The organism is Burkholderia theae, assembly GCF_048565265.1.
Classification (GTDB): domain Bacteria; phylum Pseudomonadota; class Gammaproteobacteria; order Burkholderiales; family Burkholderiaceae; genus Burkholderia; species Burkholderia theae.
The window spans coordinates 1,815,536-1,838,947 of record NZ_CP183462.1; the positions used below are offsets into that span (position 1 = coordinate 1,815,536).

General features: G+C 68.6%; 23 protein-coding genes. 14 read left to right on the top strand and 9 right to left on the bottom strand.

Translation table 11 applies throughout. The annotated features are described in order from the left end of the window. Nucleotides 1–238: 238 nt before the first annotated feature. The 4 genes from ACN22W_RS25640 to ACN22W_RS25655 all read left to right on the top strand — a co-directional run bounded on the left by ACN22W_RS25640 (nucleotide 239) and on the right by ACN22W_RS25655 (nucleotide 3,325). Entirely contained in the window at nucleotides 239–937 is a 699-nt protein-coding gene (locus tag ACN22W_RS25640) for a phosphatase PAP2 family protein (RefSeq protein WP_048250221.1), read from the top strand. 136 nt (nucleotides 938–1,073) lie between these two features. Next, nucleotides 1,074–1,871: a molybdate ABC transporter substrate-binding protein gene (gene modA / locus ACN22W_RS25645; protein ID WP_419687533.1), complete on the top strand. Its 798-nt coding sequence runs from the start codon at nucleotides 1,074–1,076 to the stop codon at nucleotides 1,869–1,871. Nucleotides 1,872–1,881: 10 nt separating this feature from the next. After that, nucleotides 1,882–2,559, top strand: a complete 678-nt coding sequence (modB, locus tag ACN22W_RS25650; RefSeq protein ID WP_419687535.1) for a molybdate ABC transporter permease subunit — start codon at nucleotides 1,882–1,884, stop codon at nucleotides 2,557–2,559. Nucleotides 2,560–2,623: 64 nt separating this feature from the next. Then, complete coding sequence (locus ACN22W_RS25655) at nucleotides 2,624–3,325, top strand: sulfate/molybdate ABC transporter ATP-binding protein (RefSeq protein ID WP_419687537.1); 702 nt, start codon at nucleotides 2,624–2,626, stop codon at nucleotides 3,323–3,325. Nucleotides 3,326–3,495: 170 nt separating this feature from the next. Here the strand turns inward: ACN22W_RS25655 and ACN22W_RS25660 are convergent, their stop codons facing one another. From ACN22W_RS25660 to ACN22W_RS25670, 3 genes are all read right to left on the bottom strand, one after another. After that, entirely contained in the window at nucleotides 3,496–4,332 is an 837-nt protein-coding gene (locus ACN22W_RS25660) for a TOBE domain-containing protein (protein ID WP_419687538.1), read from the bottom strand. Between the two features lie 48 nt (nucleotides 4,333–4,380). Continuing rightward, the gene (locus ACN22W_RS25665; protein ID WP_419687539.1) at nucleotides 4,381–6,015 is read right to left on the bottom strand and encodes a CHAD domain-containing protein; all 1,635 of its coding nucleotides are present in this window, start codon (nucleotides 6,013–6,015) and stop codon (nucleotides 4,381–4,383) included. Between the two features lie 126 nt (nucleotides 6,016–6,141). After that, nucleotides 6,142–6,525, bottom strand: a complete 384-nt coding sequence (locus tag ACN22W_RS25670; RefSeq protein WP_047901420.1) for a tautomerase family protein — start codon at nucleotides 6,523–6,525, stop codon at nucleotides 6,142–6,144. Nucleotides 6,526–6,634: 109 nt separating this feature from the next. Between ACN22W_RS25670 and ACN22W_RS25675 the strand changes: the two genes are divergently transcribed. The 5 genes from ACN22W_RS25675 to ACN22W_RS25695 all read left to right on the top strand — a co-directional run bounded on the left by ACN22W_RS25675 (nucleotide 6,635) and on the right by ACN22W_RS25695 (nucleotide 11,341). Next, complete coding sequence (locus ACN22W_RS25675) at nucleotides 6,635–7,492, top strand: LysR family transcriptional regulator (protein ID WP_419687540.1); 858 nt, start codon at nucleotides 6,635–6,637, stop codon at nucleotides 7,490–7,492. A 41-nt stretch (nucleotides 7,493–7,533) separates the two neighbouring features. Further along, a complete protein-coding gene (locus tag ACN22W_RS25680) occupies nucleotides 7,534–8,457 on the top strand; it encodes a DMT family transporter (protein WP_419687542.1) in 924 nt (307 codons plus the stop codon). A gap of 67 nt (nucleotides 8,458–8,524) precedes the next feature. Further along, the gene (locus ACN22W_RS25685; protein ID WP_419687544.1) at nucleotides 8,525–9,304 is read left to right on the top strand and encodes a sensor histidine kinase; all 780 of its coding nucleotides are present in this window, start codon (nucleotides 8,525–8,527) and stop codon (nucleotides 9,302–9,304) included. Between the two features lie 80 nt (nucleotides 9,305–9,384). After that, on the top strand, nucleotides 9,385–10,728 hold the full coding sequence (locus ACN22W_RS25690; RefSeq protein WP_129516847.1) for a hemolysin family protein: 1,344 nt from the start codon (nucleotides 9,385–9,387) through the stop codon (nucleotides 10,726–10,728). Nucleotides 10,729–10,756: 28 nt separating this feature from the next. Continuing rightward, nucleotides 10,757–11,341, top strand: a complete 585-nt coding sequence (locus tag ACN22W_RS25695; RefSeq protein ID WP_419687546.1) for a thiamine phosphate synthase — start codon at nucleotides 10,757–10,759, stop codon at nucleotides 11,339–11,341. Between the two features lie 71 nt (nucleotides 11,342–11,412). On the opposite strand, the gene ACN22W_RS25700 is transcribed toward ACN22W_RS25695, so the two are convergent. Next, complete coding sequence (locus ACN22W_RS25700; protein ID WP_419689830.1) at nucleotides 11,413–13,065, bottom strand: DUF3459 domain-containing protein; 1,653 nt, start codon at nucleotides 13,063–13,065, stop codon at nucleotides 11,413–11,415. A gap of 304 nt (nucleotides 13,066–13,369) precedes the next feature. Here ACN22W_RS25700 and ACN22W_RS25705 point away from each other — a divergent pair, with 304 nt between their 5' ends. Both ACN22W_RS25705 and ACN22W_RS25710 read left to right on the top strand, forming a co-directional pair. Then, nucleotides 13,370–14,077, top strand: a complete 708-nt coding sequence (locus ACN22W_RS25705) for a class I SAM-dependent methyltransferase (RefSeq protein WP_419687547.1) — start codon at nucleotides 13,370–13,372, stop codon at nucleotides 14,075–14,077. Nucleotides 14,078–14,163: 86 nt separating this feature from the next. Next, nucleotides 14,164–14,832, top strand: coding sequence for a glutathione S-transferase (locus tag ACN22W_RS25710; RefSeq protein WP_343490418.1), 669 nt, complete (start codon nucleotides 14,164–14,166; stop codon nucleotides 14,830–14,832). 6 nt (nucleotides 14,833–14,838) lie between these two features. On the opposite strand, the gene ACN22W_RS25715 is transcribed toward ACN22W_RS25710, so the two are convergent. After that, on the bottom strand, nucleotides 14,839–15,492 hold the full coding sequence (locus tag ACN22W_RS25715; RefSeq protein WP_419687548.1) for a DUF1345 domain-containing protein: 654 nt from the start codon (nucleotides 15,490–15,492) through the stop codon (nucleotides 14,839–14,841). Between the two features lie 137 nt (nucleotides 15,493–15,629). On the opposite strand from ACN22W_RS25715, the gene ACN22W_RS25720 reads away from it, so the two are divergent. Beyond that, nucleotides 15,630–16,361, top strand: coding sequence for a metallophosphoesterase (locus tag ACN22W_RS25720; protein ID WP_419687550.1), 732 nt, complete (start codon nucleotides 15,630–15,632; stop codon nucleotides 16,359–16,361). A 58-nt stretch (nucleotides 16,362–16,419) separates the two neighbouring features. On the opposite strand, the gene ACN22W_RS25725 is transcribed toward ACN22W_RS25720, so the two are convergent. Together ACN22W_RS25725 and ACN22W_RS25730 are read right to left on the bottom strand one after the other, a co-directional pair. Beyond that, on the bottom strand, nucleotides 16,420–17,115 hold the full coding sequence (locus tag ACN22W_RS25725) for an RES family NAD+ phosphorylase (RefSeq protein WP_419687551.1): 696 nt from the start codon (nucleotides 17,113–17,115) through the stop codon (nucleotides 16,420–16,422). A 2-nt stretch (nucleotides 17,116–17,117) separates the two neighbouring features. Continuing rightward, nucleotides 17,118–17,537 (bottom strand): MbcA/ParS/Xre antitoxin family protein, encoded by a 420-nt coding sequence (locus ACN22W_RS25730; protein WP_048250205.1) that lies wholly within the window; start codon nucleotides 17,535–17,537, stop codon nucleotides 17,118–17,120. Between the two features lie 247 nt (nucleotides 17,538–17,784). Between ACN22W_RS25730 and ACN22W_RS25735 the strand changes: the two genes are divergently transcribed. Beyond that, a complete protein-coding gene (locus ACN22W_RS25735) occupies nucleotides 17,785–18,567 on the top strand; it encodes an ABC transporter substrate-binding protein (protein WP_048250204.1) in 783 nt (260 codons plus the stop codon). Nucleotides 18,568–19,643: 1,076 nt separating this feature from the next. Further along, a complete protein-coding gene (locus ACN22W_RS25740; protein ID WP_193101017.1) occupies nucleotides 19,644–20,030 on the top strand; it encodes a GtrA family protein in 387 nt (128 codons plus the stop codon). A 28-nt stretch (nucleotides 20,031–20,058) separates the two neighbouring features. Here ACN22W_RS25740 and ACN22W_RS25745 read toward each other — a convergent pair whose 3' ends face one another. Continuing rightward, nucleotides 20,059–21,531, bottom strand: a complete 1,473-nt coding sequence (locus ACN22W_RS25745) for a sigma-54 dependent transcriptional regulator (RefSeq protein WP_193101018.1) — start codon at nucleotides 21,529–21,531, stop codon at nucleotides 20,059–20,061. A 450-nt stretch (nucleotides 21,532–21,981) separates the two neighbouring features. Next, nucleotides 21,982–22,899, bottom strand: a complete 918-nt coding sequence (locus tag ACN22W_RS25750; protein WP_419687554.1) for a metal-dependent hydrolase — start codon at nucleotides 22,897–22,899, stop codon at nucleotides 21,982–21,984. Between the last annotated feature and the right edge of the window lie 513 nt (nucleotides 22,900–23,412).

Below are 23,412 nucleotides of genomic sequence, written 5' to 3' on the forward strand. Positions count from 1 at the left end.
AATAGGGGCGCCATGAGAAGGCGCCGCAACGGATGCATCGTTCGGCTTTGTGCAATGCACCATAACATTGTTTCTGGGATTTTTCCTGCGCGCGGATAGTTCCCGGTGGCGCAAAAAACGGGGCACGTGCGCACGCGGCGCTATACTGGGGTTTCGCCGCTTGTATCCGTTGTAGTCGTTCTTCCCGGCTCGCGCGTTGATTTAAGCATCCTCCCCGCCTCCGTTCGTCCGTTTTCCGATGTTCGACCTGTCGTCTCACCTGTGGATCATGATCACCGCGTTCGGCGGCGCCGGCCTGACCTTGCCGCTCGCGATCACGATTGCCGTCTGGCTCGCGCTCGGTTACTCGTGGCAGCGCGCCACCGCCTGGCTGGGCGTGCTGGCGGCCGCGATCGGCGTGGTCGCGCTGACGAAGATCGCGTTCCTCGGCTGGGGCATCGGCATCCGCGCGTGGGATTTCACCGGGTTCAGCGGCCATGCGATGTTGTCGACGTCGGTGTATCCGGTCGCGATTTTCCTGATGCTGATCCGCACGCGCACGCCGGTGCGGATCGTCGGCATCGCGCTCGGGCTCGCGGCCGGCGTCGCGGTCGGCGTATCGCGTGTCGCGCTCGATGCGCATTCGCCGTCCGAATCGATCACCGGCTGCATCGTCGGCGCGATCGCCGCGCTCGCGTTCATCGCCGGCTCGTGGCGCGCGGTGCCGCACCGCTGGTCGGTGCCGGCGGTCGTCGCGAGCCTCGCGCTCGTCACCGTCGCGCTGCACGGCATCACGGTGCCGTCGCATCGCTGGGTCACCAAGGTTGCGCTGCAACTGTCGGGGCACGAGCGCCCGTTCGTCCGCGCGCGCTGGAAGGCCAATCCGAACTACCGTCCCGCGTCGCAGCCGTCGTCGCTGCAGCGCACCGAATCGGCGACGCACACGCTCCACACGTGACAGGCCGCCTGGCCGTCACGCCCGCCTCCTTTCAGGTCTGACCAATTCATGCACGCCGTCGCATGATCGGTATGTCGAGCGTTATAACCCGCCCTATATTACGATTACGTTTTCCACCCATTCAAACGAATCCACCATGCGCTCACCCGTCCGTCCGCTTCGCCGCACCCTGCTCCGCCTGCTGCCGATCGTCACGCTTGCCGCCGGTGTCGGGTTCAGCGCGCCCGCTTCCGCCGCCGACGAACTGGTCGTGTCGGCGGCCGCCAGCCTGACGAACGCGTTCAAGGCCGTCGGCGACGCGTACGAGAAGCAGCATCCGGACACCAAGGTGCTGTTCAACTTCGGTGCGTCGGACGTGCTGATGCAGCAGATCGCCAAGGGCGCGCCGGCCGACGTGTTCGCATCGGCCGACCAGAAGGCGATGGATCGCGCGGCCGACGAAAAGGTGATCGTGCCCGGCACGCGCCGCGACTTCGCCGCGAACTCGCTCGTGCTGATCGTGCCGGCGGACAGTCACGCGGCCGCGCCGACGTCGCTGAACGACCTGACCGCACCCGGCGTGAAGCGCATCGCGTACGGCGACCCGGCATCGGTGCCGGTCGGCCGCTACACCGAAGGCGCGCTGCGCGCGGCTGGCGTGTGGGACGCCGTCAGCGCGAAGGGCGTGCTGGCCGCCAACGTGCGCCAGAGCCTCGACTACGTCGCGCGCAGCGAAGTCGACGCGGGCTTCGTGTTCGGCACCGACGCCGCGATCATGCCCGGTCGCGTGAAGGTTGCGCTGACGGTGCCGACCAAGACGGCCATCACCTATCCGATCGCCGTGGTCAAGGACAGCCGCCACGCCGCGCAGGCGCAATCGTTCATCGATTTCGTCTCGTCGGCGCAGGGCCAGGCCGTGCTGTCGACGTTCGGTTTCAAGCCTGCGGGCAAGTAAGCATATGGAGATGCAAGGCGCCTGGGTACCGCTGCTGCTGTCGCTGAAGGTCGCCGGCTGGGCGACCGCGCTCGACATCGTGCTCGGCGTCGCGGCCGCGTTCGCGCTCGCGCGCTGGCGCTCGCCGATGCGCGACGTTGTCGATTCGCTGCTGACGCTGCCGCTCGTCCTGCCGCCGACGGTGCTCGGCTATTACCTGCTCGTGCTGCTCGGCCGGCGCGGCGTGTTCGGCGCCTGGCTCGACCAGCTCGGCATCGAGCTGGTCTTCACGTGGCAAGGCGCGGTGATCGCGTCGATGGTCGTCGCGTTTCCGCTGATCCTGAAGTCGGCGCGTGCTGCGTTCGAAGGCGTCGATCCGCATCTCGAACGCGCCGCGCGCACGCTCGGGCTCGGCGAAGCCGCGGTGTTCTTCCGCGTGACGCTGCCGCTCGCCACGCGCGGGATCCTCGCGGGCGCGCTGCTCGCGTTCGCGCGCGCGCTCGGCGAGTTCGGCGCGACGCTGATGATCGCGGGCAACCTGCCCGGCCGCACGCAGACGCTGTCGGTCGCGATCTACGCGGCCGTGCAGGCCGGTGACGACAACACGGCCAACTTCCTCGTGCTGGTGACGTCGATCACCTGCGTGCTCGTGCTGCTCTCGGCCGGCTGGCTCGTGCCGGCGCGCGCGTCGCGGAGTCAGCTGACATGACGCATCGGTATCGTCCGTATCGGCTGTTTCGCCCGGCGGCCGCATTGCTTCGGCGGAGGCCCGCATGAGCCTCGTCGTCGACATCCGCAAGACCTACGCGAACGCCGAGCGCCGCTTCACGCTCGACATGTCGTTCGTGGCGACGACGCAGCGCGTCGTGCTGTTCGGGCCGTCCGGCGCCGGCAAGAGCATGACGCTGCAGGCGATCGCCGGCCTGCTGTCGCCGGACGAAGGCACGATCACGCTGAACGACGAACCGCTGTTCGACGCTGCGCGCCGCATCGACGTGCCGACCCGCGAACGCCGCGTCGCGTACCTGTTCCAGGATTACGCGCTGTTTCCGCATCTGAACGTGCGCCAGAACATCGCGTTCGGGCTCACGCCGGGGCTGCGCAACCCGCGCGCGAAAACGGTGCCGCCCGAAGTCGCGTACTGGCTGCACGCATTCGATCTCGAATCGCTCGCGGGGCAGTATCCGTCGCAACTGTCGGGCGGGCAGAAACAGCGCGTCGCGCTGGCGCGCGCGCTGGTCGCGCAACCGCGGATCCTGCTGCTGGACGAACCGTTCGCGGCGCTCGACGGCGCGATGCGCCAGCGCATGCGCCACGAGCTCGCCGAACTGCAGGCGCGGCTTGATATCCCGATGGTGCTGATCTCGCACGATCCCGACGACGTCGCCGCGTTCGGCGATCAGGTCGTGCAGTTGAGCGAAGGACGCGTGCAGGCGACATCGCCGCACGCCGAGTGGCCGACGCGCGTCGCATGAGCGCGCGAGGCCGTGGTCGTGGCAGGCAGGTTGGAGCCTGAGAGAAGCCGCGCGTAGCGGCATGAGCTGAAAACGGAAACGAAGCTGGCGCCGTGCAGAAGCTGCGCGACGCCGGCTTCACTCCGTCCTTCTTCGCACCCGCGCCGAAGCGCGCCGCCCTGCCCGCGCCGTCAGCCCGTCACCGCGAGAATCACGCTCGACGCCTTGAACAGTGCGATCGCCCGCCGGCCGTCGGCGAGCTGCAGCGCATCGACGCTGTCGTTGGTCACGACGGCCGTCAAAGTCCCGCCGCCGTCGAGCGCGAGCGTCACTTCGCTGTTCACCGCGCCCGCCGTGACGGATTCGACGCTGCCGCGCAGTTGGTTCCGTGCGGACACCTTCAGGTCGGGCCCGCCATCGTCGACCGCGAGCACGACCCACGACGCCTTCACCAGCGCGCATGCGTCCGCGCCCGCCTGCAGACCGAGCGCATCGGCGCTTTCGTGCGTCAGCACCGCGACGACCGGCTGCCCGCCCGGCAGCGTGAGCGTCACCTCGTCGTTGACCGTGCCGCGTACGATCGACGCGACCTTGCCGAACAACTGGTTGCGCGCGCTGGTCTTCATCCCGATCCGGCCGATCAGCGCCCAGTCGACGTCGAAGCCGGCAACGGCCGCGCTCGCGGCCTCGATGAAACGGCGATGCTCGCGCTCGATCGTGCGGAACGCGGCGATCAGCGACGTCGCACGCGCGGTCAGCGTCGTGCCGCCGCCGCCCTTGCCGCCCGTCGAACGCGCGACGAGCGGTTCGCCGGCGAGATTGTTCATCGTGTCGACCGCATCCCATGCGGCCTTGTAGCTGAGGCCGACGGCCTTTGCCGCGCGCGTGATCGAACCGGTGTCGCCGATCGCCGCGAGCAACGCGATGCGCGTGGCGCCGCCGAGCGTCTGCTCGCCTGCGCGCAACCACAGCTCGCCGCCCAGTTCGAGCGGTTCGGAGGACGGGGAAGAATGCGGTGCGTCGGTCATCGGGAGGCGCGCGGGAAACGGGTGGCCATTATAGTCAGCGTGCGCCGCTCAACCCGGCTTGCCGTCGAGCTTCGGCGGACGCAGGCTGGCCAGCAGCGCCTCGGCGTCGCGCGCGGCGCGCTGCTCGAGCGCCGCGCCGTAACCGCGCACGAAACCGAGCTGGTACGGCGGCGCCGCCAACTGCTCGAGGTGATGCAGCGCGACGATCGTGTCGTTCGCTTCGCCAAGCACGCTCTGCACGCGCGTGAGCGTCTTGACCGTCTCGGTGCGTGTACGGCGCGACGCCAGCGATGCAAAGAATTCGAGCGCATAGCGCAGCCGCTTCGCATCGATCCGCACCTGATGGCGCGCGGCCGTATCGAGCGAAGTGAGCGACGGCGATGCGTAAAGTTCGCCGAACAGCCGGCGCACGCGCTTGGTCGCGTGACGCCGCAGCGAGGGCGCGTCGCCGGCTTCGGCAGGCGGCAGCGCGAGCGAGCTCAGCCATTCGAGCCAACCGAGCGTCAGCCGCGCATAACGGGCCGAATGCAGCGCCTGCCGCAGTTCGACGCGCGCGGTCACGCATTGCGCGCGCGCCGCGTCGAGCGTGCCGTCCCAGTCGGCGCCGCCGCCGTCGGCCGCGATCAGCGCGGGCAGGCTTTCGGTCGAAAACACGTCCCAGTCGCGCACCGTGCCGAGCAGCGCGGCAAGCCAGCGCAGGTCGACGCCGAAGGTGTCCTGCCATTGACGGTCGGCGAACAGCGGGAAGAAGCGCATCAGCGTGCGCAGGCGGCGCAGCGCGACGCGCATCTGGTGCACGAATTCGGGATCGTCGCGATCGAGCACGCCGCCCTCGTTGCCGAGCCACTGCGCGGCGATGTCGCCGGACAGCGCGAACAGCGCGGTGCGTTGCGAGCGGATGCCGGTCAGGTCGACGAGCTGCGCCTTGACGGGCCCGGTGGCGGGCGGCTCGCCCGCACAGGCGCGGTCAATCACGCTCGTCAGTTGCACGAAGGCGGGCCATGCGCCGCTCAGTTCACGCGCCGCGGCAAACAGCGCGTGCAGCGCGGCCGTGCGCGCGGCGAGGGTTTCCCAGTCGGGCGCGGTGAGACGCAGCTCGACGTAGCGGCGCGGCGACTCGCCGCCGCCGTGCAGCGTGACGTCGTCGAGCGTCATCTCGACCACGACGCCGCTGTCGTCCGCCCACCGCCCGCGCCGCCGTTCGCTGACGAGGCGCAACGCCGTCGATTCGGGCAGTTCACCGGCGGCCGAGGGCGCGGTGGCGTTCGGCGCGACGCCGTCGACTTCGCCGATCGCCGCATCGGCGTCAGCCGGCGCGGCGGTCACGGGGATGGGTAGCGGCATCGCGACGACGATCCCCGCATGCTCCGCGTCGAACAGTTCGCGCTGCGTGACGCCGGGCGCGAACGCCCTGGCGCGGGACGCAACGACCCGCCTTCCATGCGCATTCGACTCGACCCAGGTCCACCAGCTCGCGCCGGGGCTCGGCTCGGCCTCCTCGACCTGGCACGGCTCGATCGTCACACGTTCATGGCCTCGACGCATCCGGACCTGCGGACAGATCCGCCACGCACGTACAAGTTCGGCGCCGAAGTCGCGCTGCGTGCCACGAGCGCGACTCGCAGCCTTGACCGGCCAACCTTCCAGCGACAGCGACAACACGATTTCCAGCACACGCGACATGGAGGCTCCCGCACATGAAGAATCGCCGGCGCATCGACCGCGCCGGCGTCGCCTGTGAAGCAACTTCCATAGTACACGTCGGAAAACCGCTCAGGCGACGATCTGGCCCTGTCGCCCTGTCGCATATCAAACGGCGTATTGCGCGATGCCGTTGCCGAACGACCAGTCCTCCTTCAGCACCTCGACGAGACTAATGAATACGTCCTGTTGCCGCACGCCGGGCTGCTGCGCGAGGTTCTCCGCGATGGTCCGGTAAAGCGCCCGCTTCTGCTCGAGCGTGCGCGTGTTGTTCGCGGTGATCTGGATCATCACGAGATCGTCGCTGCGTTCGATATCGAGGTAATGGCGGCCGAACACGAAGTTCTCGGCCGCATGCTCGGTCACGACCATGAAGATGTCGTCTTCGGGCACGTTGAACGTGTGCATCAGCGCGCGATGCACGCCGTCGACGAGTGCCGCGCGGTAGGCGGCCGGTTTGCCTTCGCGCACTGCGATTCGGGTAAATGGCATGGTCCTGCTCCTGTCGGTGACGTTGAAGAACGGAAACACAGCGTCAGGTTAGGCCCGCCGATCTATAATAAACAGTCATCAGCGCATATTTCATCCATTTACATCCGAAATGAAAGTACTCGACCTCGATGCCGTGCGAGCGTTCGTGCTGGTCGCCGATCTCGCCAGCTTCACGCGCGCCGCCGATGCGCTCGGCACCACGCAATCGGCCGTCAGCCTGAAACTGAAGCGGCTGGAGGCCCACCTCGGCAAGCCGCTGCTTGAGCGCACGCCGCGCGTGGTCAAGCTGGCCGCCGACGGCGAGAACTTCCTGCCGGCCGCCCGTGCGCTGCTCGACGCGCACGACCACGCGCTCGGCGCGATCTCGGCCGGCACGCATCGCCTGTCGCTCGGCGTCAGCGAGCACGTCGCGGTGCCCGACCTGCCGGCCGTGCTCACGAGCCTGCATCGACAGGATCCGGGGCTGTCGCTGGAAATGCATCTCGGGATGTCGTCGAGCCTGCTCGTGCAATACGACGAGCGCCGGCTCGACGCGGCGATCGTGAGGCACGAACCCGGCGAGGATCCGCCGCGCGAAGACGGCACGCTGCTGTTTGCCGAACCGCTGGCCTGGCTCGCCGCGCCGGACTGGGCACCGCGCGCGGACGAGCCGCTGCCGCTCGCGGTGCTGGCCGGCCCGTGCGGCGTGCGGGCCGCCGCGCTGCGCGCGCTCGACCTTGCGGGGCGGCCGTGGCGCGAACGCTTCACCGGCGGCGGGGTCGCGGCGGTTACGGCCGCCGCCGCCGCGGGGCTCGCCGTCTGCCCGCTCGCGCGGCGCGTCGCACCGCGCACGCTGGTCGACGTCGGCGCGAAATTCGGGCTGCCGCCGCTGCCGCTGTCGCAGGTCGTGCTGTATTCGCGCGTGCGCGACGCCCGGGCGGCCGCCGCGTTGCGCAGGTTTGCCGACAGCCTTGCAATCTCGGCGTAAACTAACGGGTTCCGCCGCCCGCAATCTCCTGAAGAATTCCGATGAAGCCCGAAGCCCGCAAGCACCTCCGCGCCAACCTGCTGATGCTCGCCGCCGCCGCGATCTGGGGCACGGCTTTCGTCGCGCAACGCGTGAGCCTCGACGTGATCGGGCCGTTCCTGTTCACCGGGCTGCGCTTCCTGCTCGGCGCGCTCGTGCTGGTTCCGCTGCTGATGCTCAACGCGGCATCGCGCGCGCAGCTCGCGGCGATCCGCCGCGATCCGGCGCTGCTGCTGCCGGGCCTCGCGCTCGGCGGGTTGCTCGCCGTGTCGATCTCGCTGCAACAGTTCGGCCTGCAGTACACGCGGGTCGCCAACGCGGGCTTCATCAGCTCGCTGTACGTCGTGATCGTGCCGCTGATGGGCGTGTTCGCGCGTCACCGGATCGGCGCGGGCACCTGGTTCGGCGCGCTGCTCGCGGCGATCGGCCTGTATTTCCTCAGCATCGACGAGCATTTCTCGGTGCTTTACGGCGACTGGTTCCAGCTCGCGGGCGCCGTCATCATCGCCGCGCACGTGATGGCGGTCGGCCATCTCGCGAAGCGCCACAATCCGCTCGTGCTCGCGTTCATGCAGTTCGCCGTATGCGGCGTGACGTGCCTCGTGGCAGGCCTCGTCATCGAGCCGGTCAGCGTCGCGATGCTGCGCGGCGCGCTGCCGACGCTGCTGTACGGCGGGCTGTTGTCGGTCGGCGTCGGCTATACGCTGCAGGTCGTCGCGCAACGCGACGCGGCGCCTGCGCACGCAGCCGTGATTTTCAGCATGGAAGGCGTGTTCGCGGCGATCGCCGGCTGGGCTGCGCTCGGCGAAACGCTGACGCTGCGCGCGCTGTTCGGCTGCGCGCTGATGCTGGCCGGGCTGCTCGCGTGCCAGTTGCTGCCGAACGGCGACGCCCGGAAAAAGGACGAGGACGCGCTGCCGGCGTGACACGCACCGTCCCTATAATGGCGGTTCGCGTGACTGCCACGCCAACAGCTTCCGACAGGCCTGCTCCGTGACGTCCACTTCCGTCGATCCCGCCGCCGACCTGCTGCGCGAACGCGCAGCGCGCTACGCCACCGAGGCGGCGCTGTTCCTGCGCGACCAGGCGCTCTCCACCGCGTCGCACGACCTGCGCAGCCCGCTGAACGCGATGCATAGCTGGGCGTACGTGCTCGAACGCCAGCTCGCCAGCGCCGATCCCAACCTGCAACGCGCGCTCGCGGGCATCCGCACGGGCATCGACCAGCAAGTCGCGCTGATCGACGACGTGCTCGACGCGCCGCGCGCGGAAACCCGCACGCTCGCGATCACGCCGCGGCCGTTCGCGCTGCGCGCGCTGCTCGACGACACGCTCGCGCTGGTCCGTTTTGCGCTCGCCGATGCGCGGCAGGTCGCGCTCGACGTAACGCTACCGGACGGCGAACCGTCGCTGACCGCCGACCGCGAGCGCATCGCGCAGGCACTCTGGACGATGCTGACGGCCGCCGTCGAGGCCAGCGCCGCCGGCGACCGCGTGACGTTCGCGTGCGCGCGCGACGGCGCGCAGTTCGTCGCGCACGCCACCTGCACCGTGAGCGCCGACGCACTCGCCGATCCCGCGCAGCCGCACGCGTTCGAATCGTTCGCGCGCCGCGAGATGCTGCGCGAGCGCGATGCGAAGCGGATCGCCTGGGCGCTCGCGCTCTGCCAGCGCGTCGCGCTCGCGCACGGCGGCACGTTGTCGCATACCGCGCTCGCCGACGGCGCAACCGCCGCCATTACGCTCTCCGTCCCCTGCGAGGCGCCGGTGTAAGTCATCGGCCGTTCGTTCGATACATTACAAATTCCTTTCTGGCTCTATACTGATGGGCCTTACATAACCGGAGCGATTCTTTGGTACAGATCTTCGCGCTCATCGGCGCGTTGTTCCTGGTGGCCCTGAACGGGTTCTTCGTCGCGGCCGAATTCGGCCTCGTCAAATTGCGCGCCACGCGCGTCAAGACACTGGCCCGCAAGCACGGCCTGCGCGGCCGCATCCTCGGCATCGTGCACGGCCGGCTCGACGCATATCTTTCCGCGTGCCAGCTCGGCATCACGCTCGCGTCGCTCGGCCTCGGCTGGGTCGGCGAACCGGCCTTCGCGCAACTGATCGGCCCGCTGCTCGACCTGATCGGCGTGCAGTCCGAACGCGTCGTGCACCTGATCTCGCTGGTGTTCGCGTTCTCGCTGATCTCGTTCCTGCACATCGTCGTCGGCGAGCTCGCGCCGAAATCGATGGCGATCCGCCAGTCCGAGAAGGTCGGCCTGTGGGTCGCGCTGCCGCTGTATGCGTTCTACTGGGCGATGTATCCGGCGATCTGGGTGCTCAACAACAGCGCCAACGCGGTGCTGCGGCTCGCGGGGCTGTCGGCCGACCACGGCGGCGACGCGCACTACTCGACCGACGAACTGAAGCTGATTCTGCGCAGCCGCCGCAGCACGGCCGGCAACGCGGCCCAGCCCGCGCGCGGCACGTACAGCAACGACGAGTGGAACACGCTCGCGCATTCGCTCGATTTTTCGTCGATGACCGTGTCGGACCTGATGCGGCCGGCGCATGAAATGATCGGCCTGCGGCGCGACCTGCCGCTGCCGGACAACATGGAGATCGTCGCGCGGCACCGCTTCAGCCGTTATCCGCTGTTCGAGGATGCGTCGCGCGAACAGGTGAGCGGGCTGATCCACCTGAAGGACCTGCTGCTCGCGCGTCACGCCGGTGCGGCCCTCGAAGACCTGTCCGACTACGTGCGCCCGGTGCAGTACGTGAAGCCCGACACGCCGGCGCTCGACCTGTTCCGCCGCTTCCGCAAGGGTGCGCCGCACTTCGCGCTGGTCGGCAACAAGGGCGAGAAGCCGATCGGCTTCCTGACGCTCGACAACCTGCTCGGCGCGCTGGTCGGCCAGATCCACGACGAGTTCCGCCAGGGCGACGCCGACTGGAGCCGCCTCGACGACGGCACGCTGATGGGCAAGGGCAGCCTGCCCGTCGTGTCGCTCGAGCAGGCGCTCGGCATCGACATCGACGAAGGCCGCGCGGAATCGGTCGGCGGCCTTGTGATCCAGGCGCTCAGCGACCTGCCGACCGAAGGACAGCGCGTGTCGTTCGACCGCTTCGACGTCGTCGTGAAGAAGATGAACGGGCCGCGCATCGTGCTCGTGCGTGTCTATCCGAAGATCGCGAAGGAGGCCGACGAATGACGGCCTTTCGTGGTCGTCGCCGCACGCGATGAACGCAACGCTGCCGCGCTGCTGCGTGATCACGCCGGAACCGGTGTCCGCGTCGGCAGCCGATTGCGCGGCGTTCGTCGACCGGCTGTCGGCCGTGCTCGCGCGCGGTGAAACGCTCGTGCAACTGCGCGTGAAATCGTTCGACGCGGCCGCGTTCGCGCGGCTCGCCGCCGCGGCGCTCGCGCGCTGCGAAGCGGCAGGCGCGCACCTGATGCTCAACGGCCCGATCGATGCGGCCGGCGTGATGCGGCTCGACGGCGCCGGCTGGCATCTCGACGGCGCGGCATTGCGCGCCGCCGCGCAGCGGCCGTTGCCGGCCGGGCGATGGGTGTCCGCCGCATGCCACACACACGACGACCTGCTGCTGGCCGCACGCGCCGGCGCGGATTTCGTCACGCTGTCGCCGGTATTGCCGACGCTCAGCCATCCCGGCGCGCCCGCGCTCGGCTGGAAGCAATTCGGCGCGCTGGCCGCGCAGGCGGCGATGCCCGTCTACGCGCTCGGCGGGATGACGCGCGCACACCTCGACGATGCGCGCCGCCACGGCGCGTACGGTATCGCGGGTATTCGCGGGTTCTGGTAACTCGGGGCGTATCTGCAGCGCAAGCCGGACGCAGCTGCGCCCGGCCGTCGGACAATCACGCTTTCACACGCTCATGCGTTCAGGTTCGGTCGCACGCCGCGCCACGAACCGTCGTCGATGAGACGCGCGTCGTGCGTGAGCGCATACCGGTTGACGTCGCCCGTCAGCCACGCGACGAGCGAATACGGCGGCAACTCCCCTTCATCGACCCGGTCGCGCGCACGCGCCGGCGTCTCGAACACGACCTGCCCTCTCGGCGCGTCGAACGGCACCGCATCGGGCGACAGGTTCAACGCGATCGTCAGCGTCTCGTCGTCGGCGAGCCGCCATGATGCGAGCAGCGCGTCGGCATCGCCGTCGCCGTCCGCCTTCAGCGCATGCGCGTCCTGCGGCCGGCAATCGGACAGCCGCGGCGAGATCAGCTTCGCGCGCACCGCGAGCGCCGACTGCACGAAATGCGCACGATCGGCGTCGCGCGCGGTTTCGTCGAAGATCAGCGGGATCTGCGGCGTGAGCAGCGACAGCGCGAGCGCGGCCAGACCGCCCGCTTGCGCCGGGTCGCCCAGGCCGCTGTCGCGCCACGCACCGTCGGACAGCACCAGCGACGTCAGCGACAGCCCGCTGTCGGCGCCCATGCCTTCGGCCGATGCGGCCGGCTGGAAGGCCGTGCCGGACGCGGTCAGCGCGCGGGCGAGCGTGTGGATCGACTGGTGCGTGGAAATGCCTTCGTGAGCCGACGTATCGCGCCCCGTCAGCCGGTGCAGCGCGCGTTCGCCGCACCCGTTCCACTGCGCATCGAAATGGGTATCGGCAAGATGCGCCGGATGCCGCTCGCTGCCGAGCACGAGATGGATCAGCCGGTCGGCCGGCACGGCCGCGCGCACGCGGTCCGCGATCTCGCGCAGCCACGACACGCCGATCCGGTCGGCCTCGCGCAGGCGCAGCCCGTCGCAACGGTATTCGTCGATCCAGTACAGCGCGTTGTCGCAGAAGAAATCGCAGACTTCCGGATGATCGAGCGCCAGCGGCGCCGCCTGCAGCGGATCGTCGCGCGTATGGAAGAACGGTGCCGCGTAGTGACGCAGCGCGTCGGTACCGCTGCCGAAGCGCGCGTAGTCGAGTTCCAGCAGCACCGCGAGACCGTAGCCGTGCGCGTCGTCGATCAGCGCCTTCAGCGCATCGGGGCCGCCTTCGGCCGCGAGCGGCGCGAACGGCAGGCTGTCGTGCGGCGACGCGAGCAGTTCCAGCGCGGTCACGCCGAGACGCGCGAGTTGCGGCAGACGGCGGCGCACGCCTTCGAAGCCGCCCACTGCATGCGGGCGAATCGCGTAGAGCGCGATGTCTTCCCACGGGCGGCCGCGCCAGAACGTGTGGCGCCACGTGAACGCGCGCGGATCGACGACCTCGCTCGGGCCGTTGAGCCCTTCGGGTTGCGAGCGCGACGCGGGATCGGGAATCGATACGGCATCGTCGAGGCGATAGCGGTAACGCTCGCCCGCGCCGCAATCGGCGAAGACTTCGAACCAGTTCGGGCCCGCGGCCGTCATCGGGATGAAGGTCGGACCGAAGCCGGTATCGAGTTCGAGCTGGACTTGCGTGCTGCCCGGCGCCCACACGCGAAAATGCGTGCGCGGCGTCGCGCAGAGCGCGCCACAGGGCTGTGCGCCGAACGGCAAACAATGAATGTAGTGCTGCGCATACGGATCGTGCGGACAATCGGACATCATGCGCTCCTCGTGCGTGCCGAGCGGCATGGCCGCGCCAGCGGCGCGGCGCATCGGGGCCCGGCATGCGATGGCCAGGCGGGGGGAGAGAAACGAGTATGCGCCGGATTCGCCACCTCGATACGGCGTGGTTGGACATTTTTAAATACGAATCGACCCCTGGAAAACCGGCGTGCCGGCACGCGCCGAGTCGGGTAGTCGGCATACCGGAATGATCGCTCGCCTTGTTCCGCCCTCCGCACGCACTTACGCTCTGCGCCATGCTCGCGGACACGTCGTCCGCCCCCGACCCGAGGACCCCGCCATGTCGCTTCCCGCCAGCGCCGCGAAATTCGATCCGGCACGCGCGCACGAATACGCCGAGCAATCCCGCATCGCACTCGCCGGCTACGATGCGTGCCATGAACTCACCGCGTGCATGCTCGCGTCGGCGATCGGCGCCGCCGATGCGCGGATCCTCGTCGCGGGTGCGGGCGGCACCGGGCAGGAGATCTGCGTGTCGGCCGCGCTCGAGCCAGGCTGGCGATTCACCGCCGTCGACCCGTCCGCGCCAATGCTCGCGCTCGCGCGCTCGAACGTCGAAGCTGCCGGCTTCGGCGCGCGCACGACGTTCGTCGACGACGGCGTCGATGCGCTGCCCGACGCACCCGCGTTCGACGGCGCGACGCTGATCGGCGTGCTGCACCATGTCCCGGGCGACGATGCGAAGGCCGCGCTGCTGCACGCGATCGCGCGGCGCCTGAAGCCCGGCGCCCCGCTCGTGCTCGCCGGCAACCATCGCCGCTACGCGGAGCACCCGCGCCTGCTCGACGCATGGCAGCAGCGCTGGCGTATGAAGGGCGCCACGCCCGACGCCGTGCGCGCGCAACTCGCGAAGATCCTGCAGGGCGCCGATCCGCCGGGGTCCGAGGAAGCCGTTTTCGGCCTGCTGCGCGATGCGGGCTTCGATGCGCCGCTGCGGTTTTTCGCGAGCCTGTTCTGGGGCGCGTGGATTGCGGTGCGGCGCGCATAACGGTTCGAAGCGGCTCGCCATGTGATTCGCGTGCACGCGATGCGCGCTAGGTATGATGTCGTTCCCGCCCCCCTTCCGGCCTCGACATGCTCACCGTCCATCACCTGAACAACTCGCGCTCGCAGCGCGTGCTCTGGCTGCTCGAAGAACTGGATGTGCCGTACGAGATCGTGCGCTACGAGCGCGATCCGAAAACGATGCTCGCGCCGCCCGCACTGCGCGCGATCCATCCGCTCGGCAAGTCGCCCGTCGTCACCGACGACGGCCGCACGTTCGCCGAATCGGGCGCGATCATCGAGTACCTGGTCGAACGCTACGGCAACGGTCGCCTCGCGCCGCCGCCCGGCACGCCGGAGCGGCACGACTACACGTACTGGCTGCACTACGCGGAAGGGTCGGCGATGCCGCCGCTGCTGCTCAAGCTCGTCGCGCTGCGGATCGCGCATGCGCCGATGCCGTTCTTCGCGCGGCCGATCGCGCGCAAGATCGCCGCGACGCTGCAGTCGGGTTTCGTCGATCCGCAGATCGCGCTGCATCTCGGTTATATCGACGACACGTTGAGCCGCACCGGCTGGTTCGTCGGCAACGGCTTCAGCGCCGCCGACATCCAGATGAGCTTTCCGCTCGAAGCCGCGACCGCGCGCGGGGGCAGCAGCCGGCATCCCGCGATCGCGCGCTTTCTCGACGCGATCCACGCACGGCCCGCGTACCAGCGGGCGCTGGAACGCGGCGGCCCGTACGAACTGCTCAAGTAACCGGCGTCAACTCAGCAATCCCGCCGCGACGTTGATCGACAACCCGAGCACGGCCATGTTGAAGTAGAACGACAGGATCGACTGCGCGAGCACCGAACGCCGCGCGGAACGGTTCGTCAGCGACACGTCGGCCGTCTGCGATGCGACTGCGAGCGTGAACGCGAAATACAGGAAATCCCAGTAATCGGGTTCGGGGTGCTGGTCCGGAAAGCGCAGCGCGCGGTCGCTGCTCGGCGAGCCGTAGTAGAGCCGCGCGTAGTGCAGCGTGAAGATCGTCGGGATCAGGAACCATGCGCCGAACAGCGTCGCGCCGGTTACCGCGTAATGGCCGAGCCCCGCGCGAAACCCGACGCCCTTGGCCGTCGCCAGCTCGATCGCGATCGCGGCCACGCTCGCGACCGTCGCGAGGCACACGACCGTCAGCACGGTGGTGGCGTTTTCGTCCTCGCGGATCGCGATTTCGCGCACCTTGTGATGGTGCGCGGTGACCATGCGCACCCACATCAGCGCGAGATACAGCCAGATCGCGCAATCCCAGCCGATCAGCGCACGCACGGTCGGACGCAGCGGAAGCGGCAGCAGCACCGCGCACAGCAAGCCCGCGACGAACGCCGCGACCATGCGCGGCCGGTTGCGTAATACCTGCGGATAAAACGTCATCGTGAAATTCCGAAAGCGGATGGAAAGGGTTCGGCCGGCGCGCGCGAGGCCCGCTGCGCCGCACCGGCGGGTACCGCCCCCGATTATCGCCATTCCATCGTGACGTGGCGATGGGCGCGAGCGCCTAAGATAAGGGGATGACTGCCACCGCCCCCCTCTGCCGCCATCCCGCGAACACGGCCGGCCGCGACTTCGTCGTTGGCGATCTGCACGGCTGCGTGGACGTGCTGCGCGCGCTGCTGCACGACATCCGCTTCGATCCGGCGCGCGACCGCCTGTTCTCGGTCGGCGATCTCGTCGACCGCGGCCCCGCATCCGAAACCACGCTCGACCTGCTCGACCGCCCGTGGTGCCACGTCGTGCGCGGCAATCACGAGGAAGTCATGAGCCTCGTGTCGCGCGGCAAGCTGTCGCCCGAAGCATGGCGCGGGATCGGTGGCGACTGGGGCGCCGACCTGCCGCCGGAACGGCTGCACGCGCATGCGGCGCGCGTCGACGCGCTGCCGCTGGTGCGCGTGATCGGCGACGGCCCCGGGCGCTTCAACGTACTGCATGCGGAATTCTTCGGCTCGGACGCCGAGCTCGACACCGGCAGCTATTCGCACGACGTGCGCGAGCGGCTGATCTGGGGCCGCGATCTCGTCCAGGGGCTCGCCGATCCCGCGCGGCAGGCCGGGCTGTCGCTGACCTGCACCGGGCATACGCCGGTGCGCACGCCGCAGCGGATCGGCGCGCAATGGTTCATCGACACGGGCGCGTTCGCGCCGTCCGGGCGGCTCACGCTTGCCGAACCGCGCACCGGCAGCACGTGGTCGATGACGCAGGCCGAAGCGCGCGAACGCCACGCGGGCGACTGGCCGCTGCCGTAACGCCTTCAAACCTTCACCCCCTCGCGCCGGCAACGGCATGCGGACGGACGCGCGCGACCTAACCGACCTGGCTCAGCTCGAACACCGCGTCGACGGCCGTGCCGTTCCAGTTGTATTCGAGATAGGCCGCGTGATGGCAGTCGCGCAGCAGCGCGGTGCGGAACGCCGCCAGGCACTCCCCGCTCGGATCGCGCACCGACGGATAGACGATCCCCGCGCCGCCGGCATTGCGCACCGCGCGGCCGAGCGCCTGCCCCGCGCTGTAATCGAGCGGATGCAGCAACGCCGGATCGCGCTGCGGCCACGTGCGCACGTCGGCCACGGCGCCCTGCGCGAACACCGTGTAGAGCCGCATCTGCTGGCGCATCGGCGGCTCCCTGGTCGCCGCCATGAACAGCGCGCTGTGATAGCGCGTTTCGGCGATCGCCGTATCGCGCGAGCGGGCGCAGTAGAACACGCCGTAGCTGCCGTCGGAAAAGCGGCTGCCCTGCGGATTCAGGTGCGTGAACGCGGCCATGATCGGCCCCCAGCCCAGCCCGTAGCGGCGCTCGGCGGGCGGCACGAGATCAAGCGTGCCGACTTCGTTGCGGATGCGGTCGTTGGTCAGCGATTCGAGCGCGTAAAGCGCGTCGAAATCGTCCGATGACGCAACGCGGTCGAACAGGTTGATCGCCGGAAAACGGGTGGGGATCACGCGATAGGCTGGGGCCCAGTCGACTGCGGTCGTGGGCCATTGTTGTGATTCGATCGGCATCGTCACGCCCAGCCACCTCGCATCGCGTCGAGATATTGCCGGACCGCGACCAGATCGCCGACGTTGCCGGCCAGCATCCGGTCGAGTGCGCGCTTGCCGCCGAACGGCGCCGCGTCGTTGGGCCGCTTGACCCATGCATCGGCGGCGGCCGGCTGCGGCAACAGGATCTGCAGCGCCTTGTAGATGCCGAGCAGCAGCGATAGCCGCTCGAGCGTATCGCGCGGCAGGCGCGCCGATGCCGGCGTGGCCTTCCACTTGAAGAACGTCGAACGGCCGGGCGACCCGAGCAGCACGATCTGCTCGTCGATCGTCAGCTCCCAGTCGCGCGCGATGTTGAAAAACGCACGCAGGCCGGCCGCCGACATCTGCGCGACCGAAGCCTGCGGCGGGGCGGAATGCGATTCGTAGGCGGGCTGTGACATGATCGTTAGTCTCGAAATGAATCTACTAACAAGATTAGTCCATTTTCGTATTTTTGCAAGGGTCGACACCCGCCGACCGTCCAGCGGTGGCCGCCCCGCGCATCCAACAAAACGATATTTTTTGTCCATTCTGGACTCTTATTTTATTTTCTGCGTTAATGGCCGTGCGGACCCCGCGTGCAGACGCGGTGCGTGTCCGTGGAACCGTGTCGTACAGAAACCGGAAGCCCCCCGCCAAGGAACGCACATGAAGAGACTGATTGCCGCTGTTTCGATCGCCCTGCTCGCGGTATCCGCAGGCCCCGCCGTCGCGAAGGACTGGAGCACGATCCGCTTCGGCACCGATGCCAGCTACGCGCCGTTCGAGTCGAAGGCGCCCGACGGCAAGCTCGTCGGTTTCGACATCGACCTCGGCAACGAGATCTGCGCGCGCCTGAAGGCGAAGTGCGTGTGGCTCGAGAACGATTTCGACGGGATGATTCCCGCGCTGAAGGCGAAGAAGTTCGACGCGGTGCTGTCGTCGATGTCGATCACGCCGCAGCGCGCGCAGCAGATCGGCTTCACGACGAAGATCTACAACCAGCCGACGCGGCTCGTCGTGAAGAAGGGTTCGCCGCTGCTGCCGACGGCCGAATCGCTGAAGGGCAAGTCGATCGGCGTCGAGCAGGGCACGACGCAGGAGACGTATGCGAAGGCGTACTGGGGCAAACAAGGTGCGAACGTCGTGTCGTACCAGAACCAGGACGGCGTGTATGCGGACCTGACCTCGGGCCGCCTCGACGCGGCGCTTCAGGATGAAGTGCAGGCGGCGATCGGGTTCCTGAAATCGCCGCGCGGCGCGAACTACACGTTCGTCGGACCCGAACTCGTCGACGAGAAGGTGCTGGGCATCGGCGCCGGCATCGGGCTGCGCCAGGAGGACACGGACCTGAAGGCGAAGATCGACCGCGCGATCGTCGACATGGTCAAGGACGGCACCTACAAGCGGCTCGCGTCGAAGTACTTCGACTTCGACATCTACGGCGGCTGAAACGGCGTCGCGCGCGTACGGGCACACCACCCGTCGCGCGCGTCCGACCGCCCTCCCCTCACCACGGGACGGCAACGGCATTGCACCGTTCGCCGTCGCATCGAATGCTTCATCCGCCGCGTGCATTGCACGACGTTTCATACATCATTCGGATTGCAGATCGATCGCTCACGGGAGCGACGGGCCATGCATCCGGATGGCGTGCGACTTCGTTCAGTAGGCGAAGACCGGGCGTCGAGGTATCGGCGCCCGTACGCACATGCCCTTGCGAATCGGGTTCGCGTGCAGGAAAGTGCCGACCCGGCGCGGATGACCGGCAATCAGCCGGATCCGCCTCGCACCGGGCGCGGAGAGATGGCCTGTCGATGCATGCCGGCCCGCTGCGAGAGCGAGGTTCGACCGGCGATGCGCCGAATCACTGCGATCGCGGCCTGCCGGCAGCGGCGTGTGATGATCGATCATTTTTCTACCCCGTTTTCAGTCTGATGTTGTACCGGCAACCGGACGATGCCGGTGCTCCGACGATCAGGCGACGACGGTCCGTGCTCGCCGGAACGCAGCTGCTGCGCCGCGTTCCGCCGCCGCATCCCCGCGGACTGCATCCTGGCCGGTATTGGCAGGGTTCGCTGCCGGACCGGACAGACCTCGCGTTGTCGACTTTCGCATGCCCACATTTGCAAGGAGCGGGCCAGCTTCGCGCGAGCCTGTCCGGACAAGGGGTTGGCCGGTCCGATAGGCAGCCGGAACGGGTGCGGAATGCCGGAGGTTGCGAAACTGAAACATGCGATGCGCGGCGTGCGTCGGCCGCGTGGCGGCCAAGCCTTGCCGGATAAGGCTGAACAATGGACCACGGAATTTTTACCGACGGGCGTCCGGCCGATCGGCCCGATTCGCCGCGCAAATTCGCCCGGCTGCCCAGACGAAATGTTTCATGCGCTTTACATGCGGTCGGCAGCGCGGGGGACGCAGGTCGTCCGCGAGAGGGAATGGCGCGTGCCGGGGCGGCCGATCGCACGGCTATACTGCGACACCGACCCGCGCCCCGCGACACCACACTGCCCGCAAGACCGACCTCGATGATCCGCACCGCCTATGTCGCCGAACGCACCAGACTGATCCGCTTCGGCGTGTCGGGCCTCGGCTCGACCGCGCTGCATGCGCTGATCGCGGCCGCGATGTTCGCGCTGTTCGACGCGACGCCCGTGATCGCGAACGCGACGGCGTTCGCCTGCTCGACCACGTTCTCGTATCTCGCCAACACGCTGTGGAGTTTTTCGTCGCCCGTGACGTGGGGCAACTTCGTGCGCTTTCTGGCCGTCGCGCTGGCCGGCCTCGTCGTGACGATGCTGCTCGCGCACGGCACCGAGACGCTCAGGCTTGCGCGCGCATGGAGCGTCGTTGCGGTCGTGCTGTGCGTGCCGCCCGTCACGTTCGTGCTGCACCGGCTCTGGACCTATCGCTGAACCGGTTCACGCGCGCATCGCGCGCCGCTCAGCCGACCCGCTGATGCCCCGTGTCGCCGGACGGCGCGCCGTCATGCCCGCCGTTGTCGCCGTTGTTGTCGTGATCGTTGAGCCCGTGCTCGATCATCATCCGGTAGAGCGTCACGCGTGAGATACCGAGTTCGGCGGCGGCCTTGTTGATGCGGTGATCGTTGCGCAGCAGCGCGTTTTCGATCGCGGTGCGCTCGGCGAGCGCCCTCGCCTGTTCGAGCGTCACGGGTTCGGTTTCGCCGGGCGTGTCGAGCCCGAGATCGTGCGGTGTCAGCAGCCGGCTCTCGGCCATCACGATCGCGCGCCGCACGCGGTTGATCAGCTCGCGCACATTGCCGGGCCATTCATAGCGCCGCATCGCGTCGAGCGCGGCCGACGTGAAACCGCTGATCTTGCGGCCGCTGTCGGCCTTGTATTTCTGCAGCACGTAGTGCGCGAGGATGTCGATGTCCTTGCCGCGCGCACGCAGCGGCGGCTCGTGGATGCGCAGCACGCACAGGCGGTGATACAGATCCGCGCGAAAGCGCCCGGCCTCGACCGCGCCGTCGAGATCCACGTGCGTCGCGGAAATGATCCGCACGTCGACCGCGATCGATTCCTGCCCGCCGAGCCGCTCGATCTTCCCTTCCTGCAGGAAGCGCAGCAGGCTCGCCTGGCTTTCGACCGGCATGTCGCCGATTTCGTCGAGAAACAGCGTGCCGCCGTTCGCCGACTCGATCCGGCCCGCGCGCCGCTGGTTCGCGCCGGTGAACGCACCGCGCTCGTAGCCGAACAGTTCCGACTGCAGCAGGTGATGCGGAATCGCGCCGCAATTGATCGCGACGAACGGCCCCTTGCCGCGGCTGGAACGCTCGTGAATCGCGAGCGACGTCAGTTCCTTGCCGGTGCCCGACTCGCCCGAGATGAACACGCTGGCGTCGGTCTTCGCGACCTTGCGGATCGTGCTGAACAGCTGCTGCATCGCCTCGCAGTTGCCGATCATCCCGTGTTCGCCGATCGACGCCGCATAGGCCGCGCCGTCGACACGATCGAGCGCGGCCATCCCGCGCGCATGGCCGAGCACATGCGAAATCCATTCGTAGGGCAGCGGCAGCGTCACGTAATCGAAACAATAGCTGCGGATCAGCTCACGCACGGCGGGCGTGATCGTGATGCCGGCCTGCGCGATGGAGATCCAGCCGATCGCCGGCTGGCTCAGGCACGCCTTCAGCGCCGGATATTCGCGCGACGTGAACCCGGTGAAATCGACCAGCCCGGCGGCCACGCTCACGCCGGAAGTCATGTTCTGCGCGGCGCCGGCGGTCTTCGCGACCGCAATCTCCCAGCCAAGCTCGCGCAGTTGCGCAAGCAACGGCTCGTCGGGCGAACGCATGATCACGAACAGCTTGCGTCCGGCTTCGGGAGCGGTGACGGACACGTGCGTCAGCTCGGGCGCCGCGTGCCCGTTTGCGTCGGGTGACCTTGCAACCATCGTTGTTCCCCGCTTGGCGTTGGTATCGCGCATCGGCTCGCCGCCGCGTGCGACGGCCTCGATAGAACCGACATATTGGCCGCATTTCCGTCCGAATAAAATCCCCCTGCGCATGAATCGCGCCGGGGTGGACACTGTCATGAACGGTATATCGATACGGCAGGCGTGCGGCTAGATGGGTGTTATCCCGGTGGCGGGCGCGGCACGAACTCGGGAAAGACGGGCAACCTGCCCGCAAAGCCGCGCCGGTGCTGGCGCGCGGCGCGCGCATGCGATCCGGCGGACGCAAAAGCGATGCGCCGGGGAGCGCCCGCGCGGCCGGTCGAACGGGCAGGCGTATACCCGCGCTACCGGTTCCGATTGACTTCGGTCAATCGTCAGAGGAAGTCAGTTGATGCACGAACGCAACAGGCGCGATCCGGCACCGCGCATCGCGGCGCGGCGGATGCGTCACCGGCCCGACGCGAGCGGCACCGGTACGTTCGCGCGGCCGCGGCCGGCCGGCGTGCCGTCGTGTTCGCCATACGTGGCGGCGAGCGCGTCGACCCGCGCGAGATGGTGGCGGTTGTCGTGATCCCACGGATGGAAGCCCGGCCGGAAAAAGCTCAGCCATTCGCCCGCGATGCGCGGAAACAGCCCGCGGCGCGGCCCGTACAGGAACGCGAGCATCCGGAGCATGCCGCGCACGTGATGCCCGGCCCCGCGATCGCGCCACAGCAGCGTCACGTGCATCAGGAACACGGTGGGCCAGAACGTCAGCGTCGTCAGCAGATACACGCCGATGCGGATCAGGTAACGGCGCAGCCCCGGCTTCATCGCGGCATTCCAGACGTCGAACGACACGGCCTTGTGCCCGGTTTCCTCGAGCGCGTGCCAGATCCACATCTGGCGGTAGCCTTCGACCGAGCCTTCGAGGCGCGTCGGGTCGCGCAGCAGCCAGTCGGCGAGCATCGCCGTGTAGTGCTCCGCCGCGACCGTATGCGCGAGCTGCACCGAATGCGGCAGCTTGCGCTTCATGAAGCCGAGCACCGCCCACACGCGCTTGTCGAGCTTGCGCGCGGGCAGGTGGTTCGCCTGCATCAGCTCGTTGTATTCGACGTGCTCGCGCGTATGCATCGCTTCCTGGCCGATGAAGCCGAGCACCTGCTGCTTCAGCACGGGATCGTCGATCCGGTCGCGGTAATTGCGCACCGAATCCATGAAGAAGCGCTCGCCGGCCGGAAACAGCAGCGACAGCGCGTTGAAGAAATGGGTCACATGCGACCCGAGGCCATGCCAGTCCTTCGCGCGTTCGACCGGCAGGTCGAAGCGCAGGTCGCGGCGCACCGGCATGATCCCGGCTGCGGTGGCGGAAGCGGCTGACTTCATGTTGATCGTTCTCCTTGTTCCGGAGCGGCCCGGCGCGTCATCCGACGCGGCCGGCGCGGGCCCCGGCGGCGCGTCGCGCACCGCCAAAATCTTGACATCGACAGATGTAAAGATAGGCCGCCCGCGCCGGCGCGCGCAAGCCGCGCGGTAGATGCGCGCTTCCAAACAGGGCACGGTCGAAACGGTGGAAAAAACGGCGCTCGAACGGCGGCCGGACGCGTCGCGATTCGAACGCGCGCGACGGCTGGCGAGCGATGTGCGGCGGTCGGCACGGCGCCCCGCCACCGCCGCGAAAGCCAGGCACGGCGGGCGTTTCGCGGCATCCAGAGGCGACATGCGGCACGCCGCCGGCCGCCCCGGTAGCACCGATTCATACACGCGGCGCACTCGCGTGGTGCAACCTCGGTCGCACAGCCCCGAAAAAATTCAAACGCGCGTTCCATTTGCGCTTCGGGCCATCGCGGGCGCCGCGGCCCGCGACCGTCCGCGACACGCCGGCGGCGGGGCAATCGC